Origin of the sequence: Pseudomonas sp. CCOS 191 (genome assembly GCF_001007005.1) — a bacterium.
In the GTDB taxonomy this organism is placed as follows: Bacteria; Pseudomonadota; Gammaproteobacteria; order Pseudomonadales; family Pseudomonadaceae; genus Aquipseudomonas; species Aquipseudomonas soli.
This window is the reverse complement of sequence record NZ_LN847264.1, coordinates 1,126,203-1,148,101: the sequence shown is the minus strand read 5'-3', so window position 1 is coordinate 1,148,101 and position 21,899 is coordinate 1,126,203. Positions and strand designations below refer to the sequence as shown.

Genomic DNA, 21,899 nt, shown 5'->3' with positions numbered 1-21,899 from the left:
AGCGCCTGCTACCAGACAAGCCACCTATTGTCGAGATATGGCGCCGGCAGTCCTTTGCGTATACTGCACCCTATGTTCGCCCACACTGCTTTGCGCCAGCGTTGCGCCAAATGGCTCTTCGCAACCGGACTCTTCCTGATGCTCGGTGCCTGCGTTGAAAAACCCAGCACCCTCGAGCGCGTCAAGGAGGATGGCGTATTGCGCGTGATTACCCGCAACAGCCCGGCCACCTACTTCCAGGACCGCAACGGCGAAACCGGTTTCGAGTACGAACTGGTCAAGCGCTTCGCCGATGACCTGGGGGTAAAACTCGAGATCGAGACCGCCGACAACCTCGACCAATTGTTCGACCAACTGGGCAAGCCCTCCGGCCCGGTACTGGCCGCCGCCGGCCTGGTCAGCAGCGAGCGCCGCGCCAGCCAGGCGAAGTTCTCCCACCCGTATCTCGAGGTGACCCCGCAGGTCATCTACCGCAACGGCCGCTCGCGCCCGACCAATGCCAAGGGCTTGGTGGGCAAGAAGATCATGGTGCTCAAGGGCAGCAGCCACGCCGACCAGCTGGCCGAGCTGAAAAAGCAGAATCCGGGGCTGGATTACGAAGAATCCGACGCCGTCGAAGTGGTCGACCTGCTGCGCATGGTCGACGAAGGCCAGATCGACCTGACCCTGGTCGACTCCAACGAACTGGCCATGAACCAGGTCTACTTCCCCAACGTGCGCGTGGCCTTCGACCTGGGCGACACCCGTGACCAGCGCTGGGCGGTGGCCGCCGGCGAAGACAACAGCCTGCTCAACGAGATCAACGAGTTTCTCGACAAGTCGCAGAAGAACGGCACGCTTCAACGCCTGAAAGACCGCTACTACGGCCATGTCGATGTGCTGGGCTACGTCGGTGCCTACACCTTCGCCCAGCACCTGCAGCAACGCCTGCCCAAGTACGAGAAACACTTCAAGACCAGCTCCAAGGTCGAACAGGTGGACTGGCGGCTGCTGGCCGCGATCGGCTACCAGGAATCGATGTGGCAGCCGGAGGTCACCTCCAAGACCGGTGTGCGCGGCCTGATGATGCTGACCCAGCGCACCGCCCAGGCCATGGGCGTGTCCAACCGCCTGGACCCCCGGCAGAGCATCCAGGGCGGCGCCAAGTACTTCATGCTGGTCAAGGACCAGCTCGACGACAGCATCAAGGAGCCGGACCGAACCTGGTTCGCCCTGGCGGCCTACAACGTCGGCAGCGGCCACCTGGAAGACGCCCGCACCCTGGCCAGGCGCGAAGGCCTGAACCCGAACAAGTGGCTGGACGTGAAGAAGATGCTGCCGCGCCTGTCGCAGAAGCAGTGGTACAGCAAGACCAAGTACGGTTATGCCCGGGGCGGCGAGCCGGTGCATTTCGTCGCCAACATCCGCCGCTACTACGACATCCTCACCTGGGTCACGCAACCGCAGCTCGAAGGCCAGGTGGCCGAGGGCAACCTGCATGTGCCCGCGGTGAACAAGGACAAGCCAGCGGAGCAAGCGTCGCCGATGTGAGTCTTCAAGGCCACTTCACCGGCAAGCCAGCTCCCTCAATCGCCCTTCTAAAGCCGAGCGCTATCCTGTGGGAGCTGGCTTGCCAGCGATGAGGCCGGCGCAGGTTAGCCCTTGGCCCGTCGAGCCTTGAAAAACTCGCTGAGTATCGCGCCACATTCCTCGGCCAGCACCCCGCCCTCGTACATCACCCGATGATTGAGAAAGCCCTGGGTGAAGAACTGCCCCTGGCTCTGCACGATCCCCGCCTTGGGCTCCAGCGCGCCGTAGACCACCCGCGCCACCCGCGAATGGACGATCAGCCCCGCGCACATGCTGCACGGCTCCAGCGTCACGTACAGGGTGCTGCCCGGCAGGCGGTAGTTGCTGGCGGACTTGGCCGCAGCGCGGATCGCCACCATCTCGGCGTGGGCGCTGGGGTCGCTGTCGAGGATCGGCCGGTTGAAGCCCTGGCCGAGCACCTGGCCGTGCTGCACCAGCACCGCGCCCACCGGCACCTCGCCCAGGGCCGCGCCCTGGGCCGCCAGTTCCAGGGCCAGGCGCATGAATTCCTGATCACGGCTGCGATCGATGATCTGCGGACGCATCAGACCACCGCGATCGCGGCCATCAGGCCGGTTTCCATGTGGTCGATGACATGGCAGTGGAACATCCAGGTGCCTGGGTTATCCGCCACCAGCGCCACCTGCGCCCGCTCGTTCTTGCCCAGCAGGTAAGTGTCGGTGAACCACGGCTCGACGATCTTGCGCCGATTGGAGGCGATCACCTTGAAACTCATGCCGTGCAGGTGGATCGGATGCTGGTACTGGGTCATGTTCTTCAGCTCGAGGATATAGCTCTTGCCCTTCTGCAGCGTGGCGATGGGCCGGTCGGCGCAAGTCTTGTCAGTGATGTCCCAGGCCTGGCCGTTGATCTGCCACAGACTCGGCGGCTTGCCGTTCTCGGTATTCACCGAAACCTTGCCGACCCATTCGAAATTGAAGTTGAGCTTCTCGGCATTCTCCAGGTCCGGCTCGGCAACCGGGTTCGGCGGCAGCGCCTTGGGCCAGTCGCCGGGAGCGTCGCTGCTGGCCACCGAGCGCAAGGTGCCCAGGCGCACGAAGCCGTCACGCAACGAGACCTCCTCGCCCGCCTCGGGTATGCGGATCGCCAGGCAGATGCGCATGCCGGGGCCAAGCCAGTACTCCTCGTCCAGCGGGCGCGGGGTGATCGGGTTGCCATCGAGGGCGTAGATCATCGCCTCGCAGTTGCCCTTGAGGTTCAAACGATAGGTCCAGGTGTTGTCCAGGTTCAACAGACGCACCCGTACCACCTGCCCGGCCGGCAGCTCCGTGACCGACTCGGCCTGGCCATTGATGGTGATCAACCGCCCGGCCGTGCCGTTGCGCGCCGCCTCGCGGGGGATACTGAACGGCAGCCAGGCGCCCTGCTCGTCCACGTGCCAGTTCTTCAGGCTCAGCGTGCGTTCGTGCTTGAAACCGGTCGGTTCGCGCTCTTCGACGATCAGCGGGCCAACCAGCCCGCGCCCCAGTTCCTCGGAACTGCTCACATGGGGGTGGTACCAGTAGCTGCCGGCATCCGGCACACGGAACTTGTAGTCGAAATATTCGCCGGGCTTGACCGGCAATTGCGACACGTACGGCACGCCGTCCATCTCCAGCGGCAGGCGGATACCGTGCCAGTGGATGGTGGTCTCGACGGGTAGATGGTTGATGAAGCGTACCCGCAGCCAGGTACCCTGGCGCACCCGCAACTCGGTGCCCGGCGCCGACGGGCCGAAGGCCCAGGCCTCGGTCTTGAAGCCTGGCACCAGCTCGACGTCCAGCGGTGCGGCGATCAACTCGTAGTCGTGCCCGGCGTTGTCGTCCTCGACCTTGCCCAGCCAGTAACGCGCCGCGCCACCGGCGCCCAGGCCTACCACTACAAGGCCGGTCAGGCCCTTGAGCATTTGTCGACGGGTAAAGGACATCGGTGCGGGTACCTCGTTTCAGCGCGATCAAGCTGCCAGCAGGGCTGGCGATGAAGGGCGAATACGATACACCTGCATTTGCGAAATATTAAGTGAAGTCTTGTCGCAGGGCTGTTCGTTGCCGTAGCGACGGGGCGGTACGCCTGCTTCGCGAGTGAATCCCCACAGCTGCGCTGCATCACGCCCAATCTCTGCATAGAGCGCTATTGCAGTTGGAACCTGGAACAGGGACAGTCCACAAGCTGGTGCATTCACGCCAGCCAGACAACCGAACGGGGAACACATGAAGGAACATAAGTACGCCGTCACCGTGAACTGGACTGGCAACACCGGCTCCGGCACCTCCAGCTACACCGCCTACCAACGCGACTTCGATGTCCAGGCACCGGGCAAACCGCCGCTGCACGGTTCGGCCGACCCGGCCTTTCGTGGCGATCCCGGGCGCTGGAACCCCGAGGACATGCTGCTGGCCTCCCTATCAGCCTGCCATAAGCTCTGGTACCTGCACCTGTGCGCGGTGAACGGCGTGCAGGTCCTGGAATACGTCGACCACCCCGAGGGGCGCATGGTCGAGGGAAATGCCGAGCACAAGGGGCGCTTCACCGATGTCCTGCTGCGCCCGCAGGTTGTCGTAAGCCCTGAGTCGAATACGCAATTGGCCCTGCGCCTGCACGAAGATGCCCACCACGACTGCTTCATCGCCAATTCGGTGAACTTCCCGGTCCGCTGCGAGGCAGTGATCCAGCGCAAGGCCTGAGCCCTCGCGGATACGACAAGGGCGCCTTACGGCGCCCTTGTGGCTCAACTCATTCCCACTCGATAGTGGCCGGCGGCTTGCTCGACACGTCGTAGGTGACGCGAGAGATACCGTCGATTTCGTTGATGATACGACCACTGACGGTTTCCAGCAGCTCGTACGGCAGGTGCGCCCAGCGCGCGGTCATGAAGTCCACGGTCTCGACGGCACGCAGGGCCACGACCCAGGCGTAGCGACGGCCGTCACCGACGACGCCGACCGACTTGACCGGCTGGAACACCACGAACGCCTGGCTGGTCTTGTGGTACCAGTCGGCCTTGCGCAGTTCTTCGATGAAGATGTGGTCGGCGCGACGCAGGATGTCGGCGTATTCCTTCTTCACTTCACCGAGGATGCGCACGCCCAGGCCCGGGCCCGGGAACGGGTGGCGGTAGACCATGTCGTACGGCAGACCCAGTTCCAGGCCGATCTTGCGCACTTCGTCCTTGAACAGTTCACGCAGTGGCTCGACCAGCTTGAGGTTCATTTCCTCCGGCAGGCCGCCGACGTTGTGGTGCGACTTGATCACGTGGGCCTTGCCGCTCTTGGCGCCGGCCGACTCGATCACGTCGGGGTAGATGGTGCCCTGGGCGAGGAACTGGATGTTCTCCAGCTTGCTGGCCTCGGCATCGAACACGTCGATGAAGGTGCGGCCGATGATCTTGCGCTTCTTCTCAGGGTCCGCTTCGCCTTCCAGGTTGTCGAGGAACTGCTTCTCGGCATCGGCACGGATCACCTTGACGCCCATGTTCTCCTTGAACATGGCCATCACCTGGTCGCCTTCGTGCAGGCGCAGCAGGCCGTTGTCGACAAACACGCAGGTCAGCTGGTCGCCGATGGCGCGGTGCAGCAGCGCGGCAACCACGGACGAGTCGACGCCGCCGGACAGGCCCAGCAGGACGTTGGCCGAACCGACCTGAGCACGTACCTGGGCGATGGCGTCCTCGACGATGTTCGAGGCGGTCCACAGGGCTTCACAGCCGCAGATGTCCTGGACGAAGCGTGACAGGATGCGACCGCCTTGCTTGGTGTGGGTCACTTCCGGGTGGAACTGCACGCCGTAGTAGCCCAGGGCATCGTCGTACATGCCGGCGATCGGGCAGCTCGGGGTGCTGGCCAGCACGTTGAAGTTGCCTGGCATCTGGGTGACCTTGTCGCCGTGGCTCATCCACACGTCCAGGCCCAGCACGCCGTCATCGTCGACATGGTCTTCGATGCCGTCGAGCAGGCGGCTCTTGCCGACCACGTCGACGCGGGCGTAGCCGAACTCGCGCAGGTCGGAACCTTCGACCTTGCCGCCCATCTGCTCGGCCATGGTCTGCATGCCGTAGCAGATGCCCAGCACCGGGACCTTCAGGTCGAACACGGCCTGCGGCGCGCGCGGGCTGTTGGCTTCGTGGACCGACTCGGGGCCACCGGCCAGGATGATGCCGCGCGGGTTGAATTCGCGGATCGCTTCATCGTCCATGTCGAACGGGTGCAGCTCGCAATACACACCGATCTCGCGCACGCGGCGGGCGATCAGCTGGGTGTACTGGGAACCGAAATCGAGGATCAGGATACGGTGAGCGTGAATGTCGAGGGCCATGACTCAATCTCGTCAGTGGAAATCGGAAACGACGCGGGGCTGTGTATGACAGCCCCGTTCGGTAATTGCTGGAAGCCTCAGCCTACGCGGTAGTTAGGGGCTTCTTTGGTGATCTGCACGTCATGCACGTGGGACTCGGCCATGCCGGCACCGGTGATGCGCACGAACTCCGGCTTGGTACGCATCTCTTCGATGGTCGCGCTGCCGGTGTAGCCCATGGACGAACGCAGGCCGCCCATCAGCTGGTGGATGATCGCGGCCAGAGCGCCTTTGTACGGCACGCGGCCTTCGATACCTTCCGGCACCAGCTTCTCGGCGCCGGCCGAGGAGTCCTGGAAGTAACGGTCGGACGAGCCTTGTGCCTGTGCCATGGCTCCCAGCGAGCCCATGCCGCGGTAGGCCTTGTAGGAACGGCCCTGGAACAGCTCGACTTCGCCCGGTGCTTCTTCGGTACCGGCAAACATCGAACCCATCATCACGCAGGAAGCACCGGCGACGATGGCCTTGGACAGGTCACCGGAGAAACGGATGCCGCCGTCGGCGATCAGTGGCACGCCAGTGCCTTCCAGTGCGGCGGCGACGTTGGCGATGGCGCTGATCTGCGGCACGCCGACACCGGCGACGATACGGGTGGTGCAGATCGAGCCTGGGCCGATACCGACCTTGACCGCGTCGGCACCGGCTTCGGCCAGGGCCTTGGCGGCAGCGCCAGTGGCGATGTTGCCGCCGATCACCTGCACTTGCGGGTAGGTCTCTTTGACCCAGCGAACGCGGTCGATCACGCCTTTGGAGTGACCGTGGGCGGTGTCGACGACAACCACGTCAACGCCGGCGGCTACCAGGGCGGCAACACGCTCGCCGGTGTCCTTGCCGGTGCCGACCGCGGCGCCGACGCGCAGACGACCCTGGTCGTCCTTGCTGGCCAGCGGGTAGGCCTTGGCTTTCTCGATGTCCTTGACGGTCATCATGCCCTTGAGGGCGAACTTGTCGTCGACGATCAGGACTTTTTCCAGGCGGTGCTTGTGCAGCAGCTCGCGGACTTCGTTCTTGTCGGCGCCTTCGCGGACGGTGACCAGACGCTCTTTGGGGGTCATCACGTCGCGGACCTTGGCGTCCAGGCGGGTTTCGAAGCGCACGTCGCGGGAGGTGACGATGCCGACCAGATCACCGTTTTCCAGCACCGGAACACCGGAGATGTTGTTCAGGCGGGTCAGGTCGAACAGGTCGCGCACGGTGGCGTCGGCGTCGATGGTGATCGGGTCCTTGACCACGCCAGCCTCGAACTTCTTGACCTTGCGTACTTCGCCGGCCTGCTGCTCGATGGTCATGTTCTTGTGGATGATGCCGATGCCGCCTTCCTGGGCCATGGCGATGGCCAGGCGCGCTTCGGTCACGGTATCCATGGCGGCGGAGACCAGGGGAATGTTCAGCTCGATGCCACGAGTCAAACGGGTCTTGAGACTGACTTCATTGGGCAGTACCTCGGAGTAGCCAGGTACAAGGAGGATATCGTCGAAGGTCAGGGCTTCTTGGCTGATACGCAGCATCGCGGGGGCTCCCGGGAGGGAAAAATGGAAGCGCGCCATTATACCCATCCATGGCGCGCCGCTCAATGCAAAATAAGGGCCTTCGGTCAGCCTTGCGGCAGTTTTACCTGCACCACCGCCACTGGCTGGTCCAGCCAGTCGGCGAAGCTGTCGAGGAAGGCCTGGGTAAACCCGGCCTCGCCCCAGTTATTGAAGATGAACCCCAGGTTGGAAAAGGCACACGGCTGCAAATAGAGAAAGCCATTGATGTCGTCTTCGAAGCCGCACAGCGGGCAGGTGAAGTTGTCACTCACCCCCGGCATCCACTCCTCCAGGCTCTCGAACAGCGGCTCGCCGACCTCGCGCCGGCACTCCGGGCAACCGGCTTCTTCGAGAAAACCGTCGGTGGGGGTGTAGATGCAGCGCTTGAGCATCACCTCCAGGCCGTTGACCTGCTCGCCGAACGGCAACTTCTCGGGACGCAGGGCCACCTTGCGCGCCCCCTCCGCCAGGGCATGGCCCATGCGGTTGCCGGTGCGCCCACAGGTGCTCAACTGTTCCTCGACGATTTTTTCGCGCACCAACCAGCGCAGGATGGCGCGAGAGCGGGCCTCATGGACGGGCACGGTGGACAGTTTGGGGACGATGATGCTCTGGGTATTCATGGGTGAGGCGGGCCTGCGGACTGCGGTAATGGCGCAATTCTAGCGCCTGCTCAGGCGCTCAGGTAGCGGCCGATCAGCGCCAGGCCGCTGGCCAGGACCAACCAGGTGACCAGGCGTATGAAGGCCTCGCGGGACAGTTTCAAGGTCAGTCGCCTCCCCAGCCAGGTGCCAACGAACATCACCGGCAGCAGGCAGGCGGCGAGCAGCAACAGGCTGGTATCGGCATACACCCCGGCGATCAGGAACAGCGACAGACGCACCACCGTGCTGCAGCTGATCAGGGCGACCTGGGTCGCGCGCACCTGTTCCTTGGCCTCCAGGCGGGCACTGAGGTAGATCGCGTAGAGGAATCCACCACTGCCGAACAAGGCGCCGAACAATCCGCCCACCGTGCCCATGGGCACCGCCCAGGCGCCCGACAGGCTAGCCGGGCGTACCTTGACCGCCAGGCCATAGACCGCATAGGCGGTCACGAAGATGCCCATCAGCAACAGCAACACATCGGACTTGAGCCGCAGCAGAAAGACCACGCCCAGGGTGCACCCCACGGCCATGAACGGCAGCAGGCGCAGCAACTCGCCGCGCACCACATCGCGCCGCGAAGGCAGCAGGTTGCCGAAGGCGGCGACGAAATCCAGCAGCACCAGCAGCGGAATGATCCGTGACAACGGCATGAAATGGATCAGCACGGGGCCGGCGACCAGCGCGGTGCCGAAACCGGCAATACCGAAGACGATATAGGCCACCCCCACTCCCAGCAGGATGGGCAGCCAGTCGAACGTGGATAACGACAGTTGAGCGAGCATCACGGCAGTTCCCTTGAAGACAACTGAAGGTTAGCCAGTGACGAGCCATGCCGACTAATATGCATTTTTGCTATTAGCCATCTCGAAAAGGCATGACATGACTTCGATCCGCCAGCTGCGCTACTTCGTCGAAATCGCCGAGGCCGGCAGTTTCAGTGCCGCTGCCGAGCGGCTGTACATTGCCCAGTCGGCCCTCAGTCGGCAGATCAAGGAGCTTGAGCTTCACCTGGGCACCGTCCTGTTCGAACGCACTGCCCGCCAGCCACGGCTGACCGTCGCCGGGCTGGCCTTTCTCGAGCGCGCCCGCCATCTGCTGGCCGACCTGGACAAGGCCGAGCGCCTGGCCCGGGAAATCGGCCAGGGCCTGCGCGGCAGCCTGCGACTGAACCACTCCAGCACCGTGCCGCTGACCGGCCATTTGCTGCAGCGCCTCGGCGGCTACCTCGAGGACAACCCCGGCGTTTCCCTGGAGATCGCCCAGCAATCGTCGGAGGCGCAACTGGAGGACATCGCCGAAGGCCGCCTGGAGATCGGCCTGTTGCGCCTGCCGGTGCTACGCCAGCATGAAGGCGTGGAGCTGCATGCGCTGTTCGACGAACCCCTGCTGCTGGCAGTGGCGGCGGGCCACCCACTGGCCACGGCAAGCAGTGTTCGACTGGACCAACTGCGCGAGGAACGTTTCATTTCCATCCCCCATCGCCAACGCGGCGGCCTGAGCTACCTGTCGGCGTCGCTGTGCATGAATGCGGGGTTCTTTCCGCAGGCAGCACAGGTGGTATCGCGCAAGACCACGCAACTGCAACTGATCCAGGCCGGGTTCGGCGTGGCGTTGTTGCCGGCGAGCATGCGCGAGATTGCCCCGCCGGAGGTGCATTTCGTGCCGCTGGACGAGGCGTGCCAAAGTACCGTGGCGCTGGCTTGCCGGCGGGATGCCGGGGAACTGGTGCGCCAGTTCGTGGCGATCATGCAAGGCTGAAGGCCTCATCGCGGGGCATGCCCGCTCCCACGCAGCTACCGACGTAGAATGGACTGCCCCCAAGCATTGGATTGGTGTCCAGCTTCTTGGGGACAGTCCAGAACGTGGGAGCGGGCTTGCCCCGCGATAGAGGCCGGCACAGACAACCGGGCCTTCGCTCATTTATGATGCCCGCCATGATAAGAGACCCTTTCGAACGACTCGGCCTGGACCGCGAGGTCCTCACCGTCAGCCAGCTCAACGGCCGCGCCCGCGTGCTGCTCGAGGACGTGTTCCGCAGCGTCTGGGTGGAAGGCGAGATTTCCAACCTCGCCCGCCCGGCCTCCGGCCATATGTACTTCACCCTCAAGGACAGCGGCGCGCAGATCCGCTGTGCGCTGTTCCGGCAGAACGCCGCCCGGGTGCGCCAGGCCCTGCGTGACGGCCTGGCGGTACGGGTGCGCGGCAAGGTCTCGCTGTTCGAAGGGCGTGGCGACTACCAGCTGATCCTCGATACGGTCGAGCCGGCCGGCGACGGTGCCCTGCGCCTGGCGTTCGAGGCGCTGAAGGAAAAGCTCGGCGCCGAGGGGCTGTTCAGCACCGAACGCAAGAAGCCGCTGCCAGCGCACCCGCAACGCATCGGCATCATCACCTCGCCCACCGGCGCGGTGATCCGCGACATCATCAGTGTGTTCGGCCGTCGTGCGCCGCAGGTCGAGTTGAACCTGATCCCCACCGCGGTGCAGGGCCGCGAGGCGATCAACCAGATCGTCCGCGCCCTGCAGATGGCCGATCGGCAAGGCTTCGACGCGCTGATCCTGGCCCGTGGCGGTGGCTCGCTGGAAGACCTCTGGTGCTTCAACGAAGAGGCCGTGGCCCGCGCCGTGGCCGCCTGCGTCACGCCCATCGTCAGCGCCGTGGGCCATGAGACCGACGTGTCGATCAGCGATTTCGTCGCCGATGTGCGCGCCCCCACGCCGTCCGCCGCCGCCGAGCTGCTCGCCCCCGACAGCAGTGGCCTGCAGCAGCGCCTCGACGGCCTGCAACGACGCCTGCTGCTGCGCATGCAGAACCGCCTGGCCCACGACCGCCTGCGCCTCGACGGGCTGGCCCGACGCCTGCGTCACCCCGGCGAGCGCCTGCGCCAGCAGGCCCAGCGCCTGGACGACCTGGACATGCGCCTGCGCCGCGCCTTCATGCTCGACATGAACCAGCGCCAGCAACGCCTCGGTCGCCTTGACACGCGCCTGGCCGCGCAACATCCGGGGCGCAGCCTGAAACTGCTCAAGCAGCGCCTGGACAGCCTCGCCGAGCGCCTGCCGCGGGCCATGCGCGACGTGCTCAAGGACCGCCGCCAGCGCTTCCAGGCACAGCTGCAGACCCTGCAGGTGGTCAGCCCGCTGGCTACCCTTGCCCGCGGCTACAGCATCCTCCTGGATGAGCGCGGCCAGGCCATCCGCAGCGCCGCGCAAACCCACAACGGCCAACGCCTGACCGCCCGCCTCAACGAAGGCGAGCTCAAGGTGCGGGTCGAGGACAACCACCAGACCCCGGTCACCCTCTCGCTACTGGACTGACACATGCCACGCCTGTTCGCGCCCCTGCTTGCCCTCGCCCTGCTGCTGCCGGTCACGGCCGCCCACGCCAGCTACATTACCCGCGCCCTCAACAAGCCCGTGCCCGGCGGCGTGGCGGTGGTCGACCTGGGCCCGGGCGCCAGCGCCCCGACCGCGCGCTTCGATGGCAAACCGGTATTGGTGGTCAGGGAGCAGGACAACTGGCTGGCCATCGTCGGTATTCCGCTGACGCAAAAGCCCGGCAGTGCCGTGCTGACCCAGGGTGGGCGCAACATTCCTTTCAGTGTTGGCAGCAAGAAGTACCCCGAGCAGCACATCACCTTGAAGAACAAGCGCCAGGTCAACCCTGAGCCGCAGGACCTCAAGCGCATCGACCGCGAACTGGCCGAGCAGATCAAGGCCTACCGCAGTTTCAGCCCTGTGCTTCCGAGCAACCTGATCCTCGACAAGCCGGTCAACGGCCCGCTGTCGAGCAAGTTCGGCGTGCGCCGCTTCTTCAATGGCGAGGAACGCAACCCCCATGCCGGCCTGGACTTCGCCGTGCCCGCCGGCACGCCGATCAAGACCCCGGCCAATGGCAAGGTGATCCTGGTGGGCGATTACTTCTTCAATGGCCGCACGGTATTCGTCGACCATGGGCAAGGCTTCATCAGCATGTTCTGCCACATGTCGAAGATCGACGTGAAACCGGGCCAGGCGCTGCGCCGTGGCGAGGTGGTGGGCCGCGTAGGTTCGACTGGCCGGGCCACCGGGCCGCACATGCACTGGAACGTCAGCCTCAACGATGCGCGGGTGGATCCGGCGATCTTCATCGGCGCGTTCCAGCCCTGAAATCGCAATCGCGGGGCGAGCCCGCTCCGACGTAGCCAACGCTGGCCCCGCGACTTGCGCAATGAAAAAACTTAAAGCAATAAAATCTCAACAAGCCTAAATTAATGGCCATAAAAACTCTGTAAACTCGTTTTTTTAAGCATTCCTCTCAATTTTCCCGCAATGCTTGCCATCCCCCAACCCACTGGTTAGGGTTGAGCATATGAACATCTTCAGCACCCTCCTCCAACAACACCGCAGCCTCTGCCTGGTCAGCGCCCGACTACCAGGGTGAATCGCGTCGCCTCGCCTTTTCATCTCGTACACGTTCGGCAGGCCCGATCACGGCCGCACATAAAAGGATTGCTTCCATGACCATGCTCAAAGATCCATCGAAGAAGTACCGCGCCTTCCCGACCATCGACCTGCCTGACCGTACCTGGCCGTCGAAGACCATCACCCAGGCGCCGATCTGGTGCAGTTCCGACCTGCGTGATGGCAACCAGTCGCTGATCGAGCCGATGGATGCCGAGAAGAAGCTGCGTTTCTGGAAGACCCTGGTGCAAGTAGGCGTGAAGGAAATCGAAGCATCGTTCCCGTCCGCATCGCAGACCGACTTCGACTTCGTGCGCACCCTGATCGAAGACGGCCACATCCCGGACGACACCACCATCCAGGTACTCACCCAGGCCCGTGAAGACCTGATCGCGCGTACCTTCGAATCCCTGCGCGGGGCCAAGAAGGCCATCGTTCACCTGTACAACGCCACCTGCCCGTCGTTCCGCCGCATCGTCTTCAACCAGGACAAGCAGGGCGTCAAGGACATCGCGGTCAATGCCGCCAAGCTGTTCGTCAAGTACGCGGCGCAGCAGCCGGGAACCCAGTGGACCTTCCAGTACTCGCCCGAGACCTTCAGCGCCACCGAACTGGAATTCGCCAAAGAGGTGTGCGACGCGGTGATCGAGGTGTGGAACCCGACCCCCGAGCACAAGATCATCCTCAACCTGCCGGCCACCGTCGAAGTCGCCACGCCGAACGTCTACGCCGACCAGATCGAGTGGTTCTGCCGTAACGTCAACCGCCGCGATAGTGTGATCATCAGCCTGCACACCCACAACGACCGTGGCACCGGCATCGCCGCCACCGAGCTGGGCCTGATGGCTGGCGCCGACCGTGCCGAAGGCTGCCTGTTCGGCAACGGCGAGCGTACCGGCAACGTCGACCTGGTGACCCTGGCACTGAACCTCTACACCCAGGGCATCGACCCGCAGTTGGACTTCTCCGATATCGACGGCGTGCGCAAGGTCGTCGAGGAGTGCAACCAGCTGCCGGTGCACCCACGTCACCCATACGTCGGCGACCTGGTACACACTGCCTTCTCCGGTTCGCACCAGGACGCCATTCGCAAGGGCTTCGCCAAGCAGCAGGACGGCGAGCTGTGGGAAGTGCCATACCTGCCGATCGACCCGGCCGATATCGGCCGCAGCTACGAGGCAGTGATCCGCGTCAACAGCCAGTCGGGCAAGGGTGGCATCACCTACCTGCTCGAGCAGGAATATGGCATCAGCCTGCCGCGCCGCATGCAGATCGAGTTCAGCCAGGTGGTGCAGGGCGAGACCGACCGTCTCGGCCTGGAAATGACCGCCGAGCAGATCTACAAACTGCTGCAGAAGGAATACCTCCAGGCCAACGCGCCATATGCCCTGGTCAGCCACCGTCTGCAGGAAGAGAACGGCAGCAGCCACGTGCAAGTGGAAGTCTCCGGTGAAGGCGAAACCACCCTGCACTGGCACGGCAAGGGCAACGGCGCCCTCGAAGCACTGGTGGCCGGCCTGCCGATCGCCGTGGAGATCATGGACTATAACGAACACGCCATCGGTGCCGGCACCAATGCCAAGGCCGCGGCCTACATCGAGCTGCGCGTGGCCGGCGGGCGTCCGGTGCACGGCGTGGGCATCGACGAGAACATCACCACCGCCAGCTTCAAGGCGCTGTTCAGCGCACTGAACCGCTCGCTGAGCCAGCAGCAGGCCAAGGCGGCGTAAGTCGCAATGTGATGATCAAGGCCCGCATCTTGGATGCGGGCTTTTTTTGTCTGTACCGGCCTCATCGCGGATGAATCCGCTCCTACAGGGACCGTGTAGGAGCGGATTCATCCGCGATGAGGCCGGTACAGACAATCCAAAACCCACAGGCGAAAAAAAGGGGCGCCGACCAAGCGCCCCACAAGCCGTGTAGCACACAACGAAATCTATCAGTCCAGCAACGCCATCGCCTCGGCGCTGCACGCCTCGATCCGCGCCCAGTCGCCGTTCTTGATCCAGCTGCTGTCGAGCATCCAGGTGCCGCCCACGCACATCACATTGGGCAGGGCCATGTAGTTGCGCACGTTGGCCGGGTTGACCCCGCCAGTGGGACAGAAGCGAATGTCGCCGAACGGGCCGCCGAACGCCTTGATCGCCGCCACGCCGCCACTGATCTCGGCCGGGAACAGCTTGAAGCGGCGGTAGCCCAGGGCATAGCCCATCATGATCTCCGACGGCGTGCTGATGCCTGGCAACAGCGGAATGTCGCTGTCCACGCCTGCCTCGAGAATGTCCTGGGTGATGCCCGGGGTAACGACGAACTGCGCGCCCGCCGCCTCGACGGCCGCGAACATGCCGCGGTCGAGTACGGTGCCGGCGCCGACGCACAGCTCCGGACGCTGCTCGCGCAGCACCTGGATGGCCTTCAGGCCGTGCTGCGAGCGCAGAGTCACTTCCAGGGTGCGGATGCCGCCAGCGGCCAGGGCATCGGCCAGGGGCAGGATGTCTTCCTCACGGGCGATGGTGATCACCGGCAGGATGCGCGCCTTGTTGCAGATCGCGTCGATCCGCGCGGCTTTGTCGGCCATCGAGAGCAAAGGCTGTGGGCGTTCGAGGGTGGTCATGACAATGGATCCTTGGCTCATGGGCACCAGTAGATGTCCAGGGGGTCGTGAAGAAAGGCGCGAATCGGCATTTCGGTTGGGTCTTCGGCCGCCAGCGCGGTGCGCAGGGTGGCGAGCTTGCCCGCGCCCTGCACCGACAACAGCGTCAGGCCGGCAGTGGCCAGCAGTGCGCGGGTCATGCTCAGGCGCTGGTGCGGCACGCTGGGTGCCAGCATCGGCAGGCAGCGGCGCTCACCGACCTTGGCCAGGCCCTGGCGCAGGTTGGGGCTGGCCGGGAACAGCGAGGCTGTATGGCCATCGTCGCCCATGCCCAGCACCAGCACATCGATCGGTGGCAGGTCGGCCAGCACCTGGTCGGCCTGCTCGGCAGCGGCTTCGAGGCTGGCGGCGGGTTGGTAGAGCCCGATGAAACGGGCCTTGGCCGCCGGCCCCTTGAACAGGTGGCGAGCCAGCAGGCCGGCGTTGCTGTCGTCGTGCGCCACCGGCACCCAGCGCTCGTCGGCCAGGCTCACCGTGACCCGGGACCAGTCCAGCACCTCGCCGGCCAGTTTCTCGAGAAACGGCACCGGGCTACGCCCACCGGACAGCACCAGGCAGGCCTGCCCCTTACTGGCGATCGCCTGGCGCAGGCGCTCGGCCACATCATGGGCCTGGGTCGCCGCCAGGGTTTTCGGATCGGCCAGCTGATGAACCTTCACGGTCGCCGGCAGTTGCAGTTCAGATATCGCCATACCAGGCCCTCCCATCACGTGTGATCAATGCAATCGAGCTCATCGGCCCCCAGGATCCGGCCGCATAGGGCTTGGGCGCGTCGCCGGTGTGCTTCCAGCCGGCGATCAGCTGGTCGCACCATTTCCAGGCGTATTCGATCTCGTCCTTGCGCACGAACAGGTTCTGGTTGCCGCGCATCACCTCAAGCAACAACCGCTCGTAGGCATCCGGGATCCGCGCGCTGCGCCAGGTGTCGGAGAAATTCAGCTGCAGCGGGCCGCTGCGCAGTTGCATGCCCTTGTCCAGGCCCTGCTCCTTGGTCATCACCCGCAGCGAAATGCCCTCGTCCGGCTGCAGGCGAATGATCAGCTTGTTGCCGATCTGCAAACGCTGTTCCGGGGCGAAGATGTAGTGCGGGGTTTCCTTGAAGTGGATGACGATCTGCGACAGCTTCTGCGGCATGCGCTTGCCGGTGCGCAGGTAGAACGGCACGCCCGACCAGCGCCAGTTGCGGATATCAGCGCGCAGGGCGACGAAGGTCTCGGTGTCGCTCTGGGCGTTGGCGTTGTCCTCTTCGAGGTAACCCGGCACCGGCTTGCCGTCACTGAAACCGGCGATGTACTGGCCACGCACCACATGGGTGCTCAGCCCTTCTCCGGTGATCGGTGCCAGGGCCTTGAGCACCTTGACCTTCTCGTCGCGGATGCTGTCGGCCGAGAGGTCACTGGGCGGGTCCATGGCGATCAGGCAGAGCAGCTGCAACAGGTGGTTCTGGATCATGTCGCGCAGCTGGCCGGCCTTGTCGAAGTAGCCCCAGCGGCCCTCGATGCCGACTTTCTCCGCGACGGTGATCTCCACATGGGAGATGGAGTTCTGGTTCCACTGGGTTTCGAACAGGCTGTTGGCGAAGCGCAGGGCGATCAGGTTCTGCACCGTCTCCTTGCCCAGGTAGTGGTCGATACGGTAGACCCGGCTCTCGGGGAAGAACCGCGCCACGGCGTCGTTGACCCGGCGCGACGACTCCAGGTCGTGGCCGATGGGCTTCTCCAGCACCACCCGGGTACGCGACGCCAGGCCGGCCTTGTCGAGGTTCTCGCAGATCGCGCCGTAGACCGCCGCCGCCGTGGCGAAGTAGGCGATCAGCGGCTGCCCGCTCGGTGCCTGTTCGGCCAAGGCCTGGTAGCCCTCGGGCTCGACGAAGTCCAGGTGCAGGTAATTCAGGCGCGCCAGGAAGCGCCCCAGGGAGGCGGCATCGATCTCGGCCTCAGGCACGTGGCGGCGCAGATGGGCTTCGATGTTGTTCAGGTGTTCCTGCACGCTGCCCGGCTCGCGGGCCAGGGCCAACAGGCGGGTGTCGGGGTGCAGGAGGTCGGCGCGGTCGAGCTGGTAGAGCGCGGGGAACAGCTTGCGCAATGCCAGGTCGCCTAGGGCGCCAAAGAGGGCGAAGGTGCAGGGTTCGACACTGATCGCGGCCATGATGTTGGTTCTTTTATAAATGTTGGACTAGGAATACCGGTTTCAACCCTGCTTTTCAAGGGTTAATGTAGTAAAAACCACAACATCCAATACAGCCATTACAGACAAGTGGTGTGACAATCTTACCGACAGTAGGATACACACCAGCGCAAAAAGCCTGCTTCCCGACCCAAGGACACACCATGGACCGCGTGCGAAACCTCCTGGAACAGATCCAGGGCCGCCTCGACGAGCTGAACAAGGCCGAACGCAAGGTCGCCGAAGTCATCCTGCTCAACCCGCAACAAGCCACCCGCTTCAGCATCGCCGCCCTGGCCCAGGCGGCCAGTGTCAGCGAACCGACGGTCAACCGCTTCTGCCGCTCGTTCGGCGTCAGCGGCTACCCCGAGCTCAAGCTGCAACTGGCACAGAGCCTGGCCAGCGGCGCCGCCTATGTCAGCCGCGCGGTGGAAGCCGACGACGATCCGGCCGCCTACACCCAGAAGATCTTCGGCAGCGCCATTGCCTCGCTCGACAGCGCCTGCCAGGCGCTCGACCCGCAGCAGGTCAGCCGCGCCGTGGACATGATGATCCAGGCCCGGCAGATCCACTTCTTCGGCCTCGGCGCCTCGGCTCCGGTGGCCCTCGATGCTCAGCACAAGTTCTTCCGTTTCAACCTCGCCGTGTCGGCCCACGCCGATGTGCTGATGCAGCGCATGCTGGCTTCGGTGGCCCACACCGGTGACCTGTTCGTGATCATTTCCTACACCGGGCGCACCCGCGAACTGGTCGAGGTGGCGCGCCTGGCCCGGGAAAACGGCGCCTCGGTGCTCGGCCTCACCGCCGCCGGCTCGCCCCTGGCCCAGGCCTGCAGCCTCAGCCTGCATATTCCGTTGCCGGAAGACACCGACATCTACATGCCGATGACCTCGCGGATCATCCAGCTCACCGTGCTCGACGTGCTCGCCACCGGCATGACCCTGCGCCGTGGCGTGGACTTCCAGCCACACCTGCGCAAGATCAAGGAAAGCCTCAACGCCAGCCGCTACCCGATCGAGGACGACGACCTCAACTGAGCCGGTGCGCCTGCAAACGCAGGTGCGCCCGCTCGCCCGGCGCCAGGCTCAGGCCCTCGCCACTGCCGCTGGCCGCCTCCACGCAGACGAAGCCTTGGCACTCGCGCCCGCTCACGCCCATCAAGGGCCGGTTGCCAGGGTGCCAGACCACGGTGTCGTCACTGTCGCCGGTATCGATGCACAGTTCGCGCTGCCAGGCCGGATCCTGCAGCTGCACCCGCGGCGTGCCGGGATAGACCCGCTGGCAACCGCCCTTGAGGGTCAGCGCGCCATCTTCGCGGCAGGCCTGGCGATTGAGGCGATCGTAGCCGTCGATGTCCTCCAGCCCGGATAGCGCTATCTTCGACACGTCGCTGATCCGCCAGTAGGCCAGCAGCGCATGGCTCAGCTGGCACGGTTCGCTGTCCTGGTGCTCGGTGCTCAGGCTCAGTTCCATGCTCGCCCCGAGCCGGGCATGCAGGTCGACCTGCCAGTCGCACAGGTCCAGGCGCCATTTCAGGGTCACCCCCTCCTCGTCCTCGCGGCTGTCCACCAGCTTCCAGTCCAGCAGGCGCGCCCAGCCATGGGCCGGCCACAAGTCCTCGCTGGGATGGCGGCCATACCAGGGCCAGCACACCGGCACGCCTCCGCGGATGGCCCCCACCTGCGGCCACTGCTCGGCGCACCACAACCAAGGCTTTTCACCGGCGGGTTGAAAGTGCAGGAGCTGCCCGCCCTGGCGGCTGAACACCGCCTGGCAGCGAGGGTGGTCGATGATCAGCACATCGCGCTGCTGGTAACGCTCCCACTCGAAGGTCGGTCTCGGCCGTTGCGAGGTGAAGAAGCGATGTAGCGGATGTTCGGGCATGGTTTCCAAGCTCTTTTGTTGTTCGAGATAGCGCTGTCTCAGCCTGTGCCCGCTAACCACTGCAGACCAGTGGTTAGCGGGAGGCCGAAATGGATGGCGTAAATTTACAACAATTTTTCTCAGAATGACGACTGAATCTTCAACCCCGCGACCAGCGCGTTGTCCACTTCGTCCACACCGCCCGGGCTCTTGATGTACTGCAGGTTGGGCCGCACGGTCAGCCAGTTGGTGACGTGGAAGCCGTAGTAGAGCTCGGCGTTGTACTCGGTGCGCTGCAGCGGCGCGAAGCCTGGGTTGTCGTAGTCGCTGATGCCGGACTGGGCATTGAGCAGCTCGGCGCGCTTCTTCACATCGTCATTGACGTGGATGCGGGCGATACCGAAGCCGATGTCGTCCTTGGGCCGGGCATCGAAGGCGCCCTTGTAGACCAGGCCGACCTGCTGGTAGTTGTCGACCACATTGGTGGCCTTGTCGTGCACGGTGAAGTTGGCGAACAGGCTCAGGCCCCGATTGACATCGCCGGCATGGGCGGTGACCTGCTGCTGCGCAACCACCCACCAGCCGTGCTTGCTGGAGTGCGACTTGAACGCCGCGCCGGTCAGCGCCTGCGGGTTGCCGTTGATGTCGTCATAGACGTCGTCGGCCTTGGCGGTACTGTAGTAATAACCGAGGCGGTACTCGCCCGGCAGACCGTTGACCTTCGGCGACCACACCGCTTCCACCGGCAGGATCGCGCCCTTGGTGCCGCTGCCGCTGAGCTTGAAGCCGTTGCCGGTCTCCAGGTTCGACGGGTTCTGTTCATAGGCGCCGACCTGGACGAAGAATTCCGGGGTGATGTTGTATTTGACCCGCAGCGCCCACTGACTGACCGGCCAGTTGTACCAGATGCCGCCGACCCAGTTGCCCACCTGCGAGCCGCAGAAGGCCAGGTTCTGGAAGTCGCAGGGGAAGCTGTTGAAGTCCTCGCCCTCGCCGAAGCGGCCGAATTTCACGTCCAGCGCGCCGTCGAAGTACTTCTGCTTGACCCACATCTGCGTCAGGCGCCAGGTCTGGCCGCGCCCCCAGACCTCCTGCACCGAGCTGAACTGCCCAGCACGCGGGTCGCTGATGCGGTCGTTGGACAGGTTGCGGCCACTACGCTCGGTGATCGCCAGCTTGAACTCGGTGTCCTTCCAGCCGAAGATCTTCTCCAGGTCCAGGTGCGCGCCCAGGGCGAACTGATCGCTGTAGCGCGCGGTCTTGTCGTCGTTGTAGCCACCGTGCAGGTTGCCGGCCACTTCGCCAACGTAGTCGAGGGTGAAGTCGTAGCCCTTCTCCAGCAGCTCGGTGCGGGTGCCGCCCCAGTCGCCGGTCATCCATTTCGATTCCGACGAGAAGGCCTCGGCGGCCTGGGCCCCGCTGCTGCCGACCAGCGCCAGCAAGGCGAGCGATCCCAGGGTCTTGATGCGTTTGTGATGTTCCATCCCTTTGCGTCCTCTTTTCTTGTTATGCATTGTTCTAGACGATTCAACGGCCTTTGAAGCGAGTCACGTTGTCCTTGATGGCAGTGCCACTGGCGGCGAGGTCGAGGCGCTCGCCGCTGCCGGCGTCGAACAGCAACACCCGCGCCGGGTCGAACTGCAGGTTGAGGCTGTCGCCGACCCGGCACGCCACATCCGGCGCCAGGCGGCAGCAGACCTTGGTCTGGTTGAGGGTGACGAACACCAGCAGATCCGGGCCAGTGGGCTCGGTGACCTGTACTTCGGCGCGGATCGCGGGCATGCCGTTGCCCTCCGCGGCGCCCAGCGAGATTTGTTCAGGGCGCACGCCGAGAATGATCTCGCGCCCCTCCAGCTCGTCCGCCGCCACGCCCAGCGGCAGCTCGCAGCGCGCCTGGCCGCTGTCGAGCAGCGCCAGCACCCGCCCGTCCTGCTTCATCAGGCGCACAGGGATGAAGTTCATCGGCGGCGAGCCGATGAAGCTGGCGACGAACAGGTTGGCCGGGTCGTTGTAGATCTGCTGCGGGGTCCCAAATTGCTGGATGATGCCGTCCTTCATCACCGCCACCTTGTCGCCCAGGGTCATGGCCTCGATCTGGTCATGGGTGACATACACCGTGGTGGTCTTCAGGCGCTGGTGCATCAGCTTGATCTCGGTGCGCATCTCCACCCGCAGCTTGGCGTCGAGGTTCGACAGCGGTTCATCGAACAGGTAGATCTTCGGCCGCCGCGCCAGCGCCCGGCCCATGGCCACGCGCTGCTGCTGGCCGCCGGACAGCTGCCCGGGTTTGCGCCCCAGCAGGTGCTCGATCTGCAGCAGCTTGGCGACCCGCGCCACCTCCTCGTCGATGGCGGCCTGGGACATCTTGCGGATCTTCAGGCCAAAGGCGATGTTGTCACGCACGTTCATGGTCGGGTACAGCGCGTAGGACTGGAACACCATGGCGATGTCGCGATCCTTGGGGCTCATGCCGCTGACATCCTCGTCGTCGATGAGGATCGCCCCGCCGCTGATGCTTTCCAGGCCGGCGATGCAGTTCATCAGCGTCGACTTGCCGCAGCCCGAGGGCCCGACCAGGATCAGGAACTCGCCGTCCTTGATCGCCAGCTGGATGTCCTTGAGCGTGTCCGGCAGGCCCGCGCCATAGGTCTTGTGCACATTGCGTAGTTCGAGTGTTGCCATG

The 21,899-nt window shown here is 64.6% G+C and carries 19 protein-coding genes; 7 read left to right on the top strand and 12 right to left on the bottom strand.

What is annotated here, in order from left to right:
• Positions 1-72: 72 nt before the first annotated feature.
• Positions 73-1,530, top strand: coding sequence for a membrane-bound lytic murein transglycosylase MltF (gene mltF / locus CCOS191_RS05275; RefSeq protein WP_046854336.1), 1,458 nt, complete (start codon positions 73-75; stop codon positions 1,528-1,530).
• Positions 1,531-1,634: 104 nt separating this feature from the next.
• Here mltF and tadA read toward each other — a convergent pair whose 3' ends face one another.
• Both tadA and CCOS191_RS05265 read right to left on the bottom strand, forming a co-directional pair.
• Positions 1,635-2,114: a tRNA adenosine(34) deaminase TadA gene (gene tadA, locus CCOS191_RS05270; RefSeq protein WP_046854335.1), complete on the bottom strand. Its 480-nt coding sequence runs from the start codon at positions 2,112-2,114 to the stop codon at positions 1,635-1,637.
• Positions 2,114-3,496: a multicopper oxidase family protein gene (locus CCOS191_RS05265; protein ID WP_046854334.1), complete on the bottom strand. Its 1,383-nt coding sequence runs from the start codon at positions 3,494-3,496 to the stop codon at positions 2,114-2,116. Before CCOS191_RS05265 ends, tadA begins: the two co-directional genes overlap by 1 nt.
• Positions 3,497-3,779: 283 nt before the next feature.
• Here CCOS191_RS05265 and CCOS191_RS05260 point away from each other — a divergent pair, with 283 nt between their 5' ends.
• Complete coding sequence (locus tag CCOS191_RS05260) at positions 3,780-4,253, top strand: OsmC family protein (protein WP_046854333.1); 474 nt, start codon at positions 3,780-3,782, stop codon at positions 4,251-4,253.
• A 49-nt stretch (positions 4,254-4,302) separates the two neighbouring features.
• Here CCOS191_RS05260 and guaA read toward each other — a convergent pair whose 3' ends face one another.
• The 4 genes from guaA to CCOS191_RS05240 form a co-directional block, all read right to left on the bottom strand.
• Entirely contained in the window at positions 4,303-5,880 is a 1,578-nt protein-coding gene (gene guaA, locus CCOS191_RS05255; protein ID WP_046854332.1) for a glutamine-hydrolyzing GMP synthase, read from the bottom strand.
• Between the two features lie 77 nt (positions 5,881-5,957).
• Positions 5,958-7,427 carry an IMP dehydrogenase gene (gene guaB, locus CCOS191_RS05250; protein WP_023628475.1) on the bottom strand — a complete coding sequence of 490 codons (1,470 nt, stop codon included), beginning with the start codon at positions 7,425-7,427 and terminating at the stop codon, positions 5,958-5,960.
• A gap of 86 nt (positions 7,428-7,513) precedes the next feature.
• Positions 7,514-8,071, bottom strand: a complete 558-nt coding sequence (locus tag CCOS191_RS05245; protein ID WP_046854331.1) for a hypothetical protein — start codon at positions 8,069-8,071, stop codon at positions 7,514-7,516.
• Positions 8,072-8,121: 50 nt separating this feature from the next.
• On the bottom strand, positions 8,122-8,877 hold the full coding sequence (locus CCOS191_RS05240) for a sulfite exporter TauE/SafE family protein (protein ID WP_046854330.1): 756 nt from the start codon (positions 8,875-8,877) through the stop codon (positions 8,122-8,124).
• Positions 8,878-8,974: 97 nt separating this feature from the next.
• On the opposite strand from CCOS191_RS05240, the gene CCOS191_RS05235 reads away from it, so the two are divergent.
• The 4 genes from CCOS191_RS05235 to leuA all read left to right on the top strand — a co-directional run bounded on the left by CCOS191_RS05235 (position 8,975) and on the right by leuA (position 14,264).
• On the top strand, positions 8,975-9,853 hold the full coding sequence (locus CCOS191_RS05235) for a LysR family transcriptional regulator (RefSeq protein ID WP_046854329.1): 879 nt from the start codon (positions 8,975-8,977) through the stop codon (positions 9,851-9,853).
• A gap of 176 nt (positions 9,854-10,029) precedes the next feature.
• Positions 10,030-11,409 carry an exodeoxyribonuclease VII large subunit gene (xseA, locus tag CCOS191_RS05230; protein ID WP_046857695.1) on the top strand — a complete coding sequence of 460 codons (1,380 nt, stop codon included), beginning with the start codon at positions 10,030-10,032 and terminating at the stop codon, positions 11,407-11,409.
• Positions 11,410-11,412: 3 nt separating this feature from the next.
• Positions 11,413-12,240, top strand: coding sequence for a M23 family metallopeptidase (locus CCOS191_RS05225; RefSeq protein WP_046854328.1), 828 nt, complete (start codon positions 11,413-11,415; stop codon positions 12,238-12,240).
• A 350-nt stretch (positions 12,241-12,590) separates the two neighbouring features.
• Positions 12,591-14,264 carry a 2-isopropylmalate synthase gene (gene leuA / locus CCOS191_RS05220; RefSeq protein WP_046854327.1) on the top strand — a complete coding sequence of 558 codons (1,674 nt, stop codon included), beginning with the start codon at positions 12,591-12,593 and terminating at the stop codon, positions 14,262-14,264.
• A gap of 209 nt (positions 14,265-14,473) precedes the next feature.
• On the opposite strand, the gene CCOS191_RS05215 is transcribed toward leuA, so the two are convergent.
• From CCOS191_RS05215 to zwf, 3 genes are read right to left on the bottom strand one after another with little or no spacing between them, the layout of a single operon-like run.
• The gene (locus tag CCOS191_RS05215; RefSeq protein ID WP_046854326.1) at positions 14,474-15,148 is read right to left on the bottom strand and encodes a bifunctional 4-hydroxy-2-oxoglutarate aldolase/2-dehydro-3-deoxy-phosphogluconate aldolase; all 675 of its coding nucleotides are present in this window, start codon (positions 15,146-15,148) and stop codon (positions 14,474-14,476) included.
• Between the two features lie 17 nt (positions 15,149-15,165).
• A complete protein-coding gene (pgl, locus tag CCOS191_RS05210) occupies positions 15,166-15,879 on the bottom strand; it encodes a 6-phosphogluconolactonase (RefSeq protein WP_046854325.1) in 714 nt (237 codons plus the stop codon).
• Positions 15,866-17,335, bottom strand: coding sequence for a glucose-6-phosphate dehydrogenase (gene zwf / locus CCOS191_RS05205; protein WP_046854324.1), 1,470 nt, complete (start codon positions 17,333-17,335; stop codon positions 15,866-15,868). The genes pgl and zwf overlap by 14 nt, the downstream gene beginning before the upstream one ends.
• Before the next feature lie 191 nt (positions 17,336-17,526).
• Here zwf and hexR point away from each other — a divergent pair, with 191 nt between their 5' ends.
• A complete protein-coding gene (gene hexR, locus CCOS191_RS05200) occupies positions 17,527-18,390 on the top strand; it encodes a DNA-binding transcriptional regulator HexR (protein ID WP_172670918.1) in 864 nt (287 codons plus the stop codon).
• Here the strand turns inward: hexR and CCOS191_RS05195 are convergent.
• From CCOS191_RS05195 to CCOS191_RS05185, 3 genes are all read right to left on the bottom strand, one after another.
• The gene (locus CCOS191_RS05195) at positions 18,383-19,237 is read right to left on the bottom strand and encodes a D-hexose-6-phosphate mutarotase (RefSeq protein ID WP_046854323.1); all 855 of its coding nucleotides are present in this window, start codon (positions 19,235-19,237) and stop codon (positions 18,383-18,385) included. The genes hexR and CCOS191_RS05195 overlap by 8 nt on opposite strands.
• Positions 19,238-19,356: 119 nt before the next feature.
• Positions 19,357-20,700: a carbohydrate porin gene (locus CCOS191_RS05190; protein WP_046854322.1), complete on the bottom strand. Its 1,344-nt coding sequence runs from the start codon at positions 20,698-20,700 to the stop codon at positions 19,357-19,359.
• 43 nt (positions 20,701-20,743) lie between these two features.
• Positions 20,744-21,898, bottom strand: a complete 1,155-nt coding sequence (locus CCOS191_RS05185; RefSeq protein ID WP_038706737.1) for an ABC transporter ATP-binding protein — start codon at positions 21,896-21,898, stop codon at positions 20,744-20,746.
• Position 21,899: the final 1 nt, after the last annotated feature.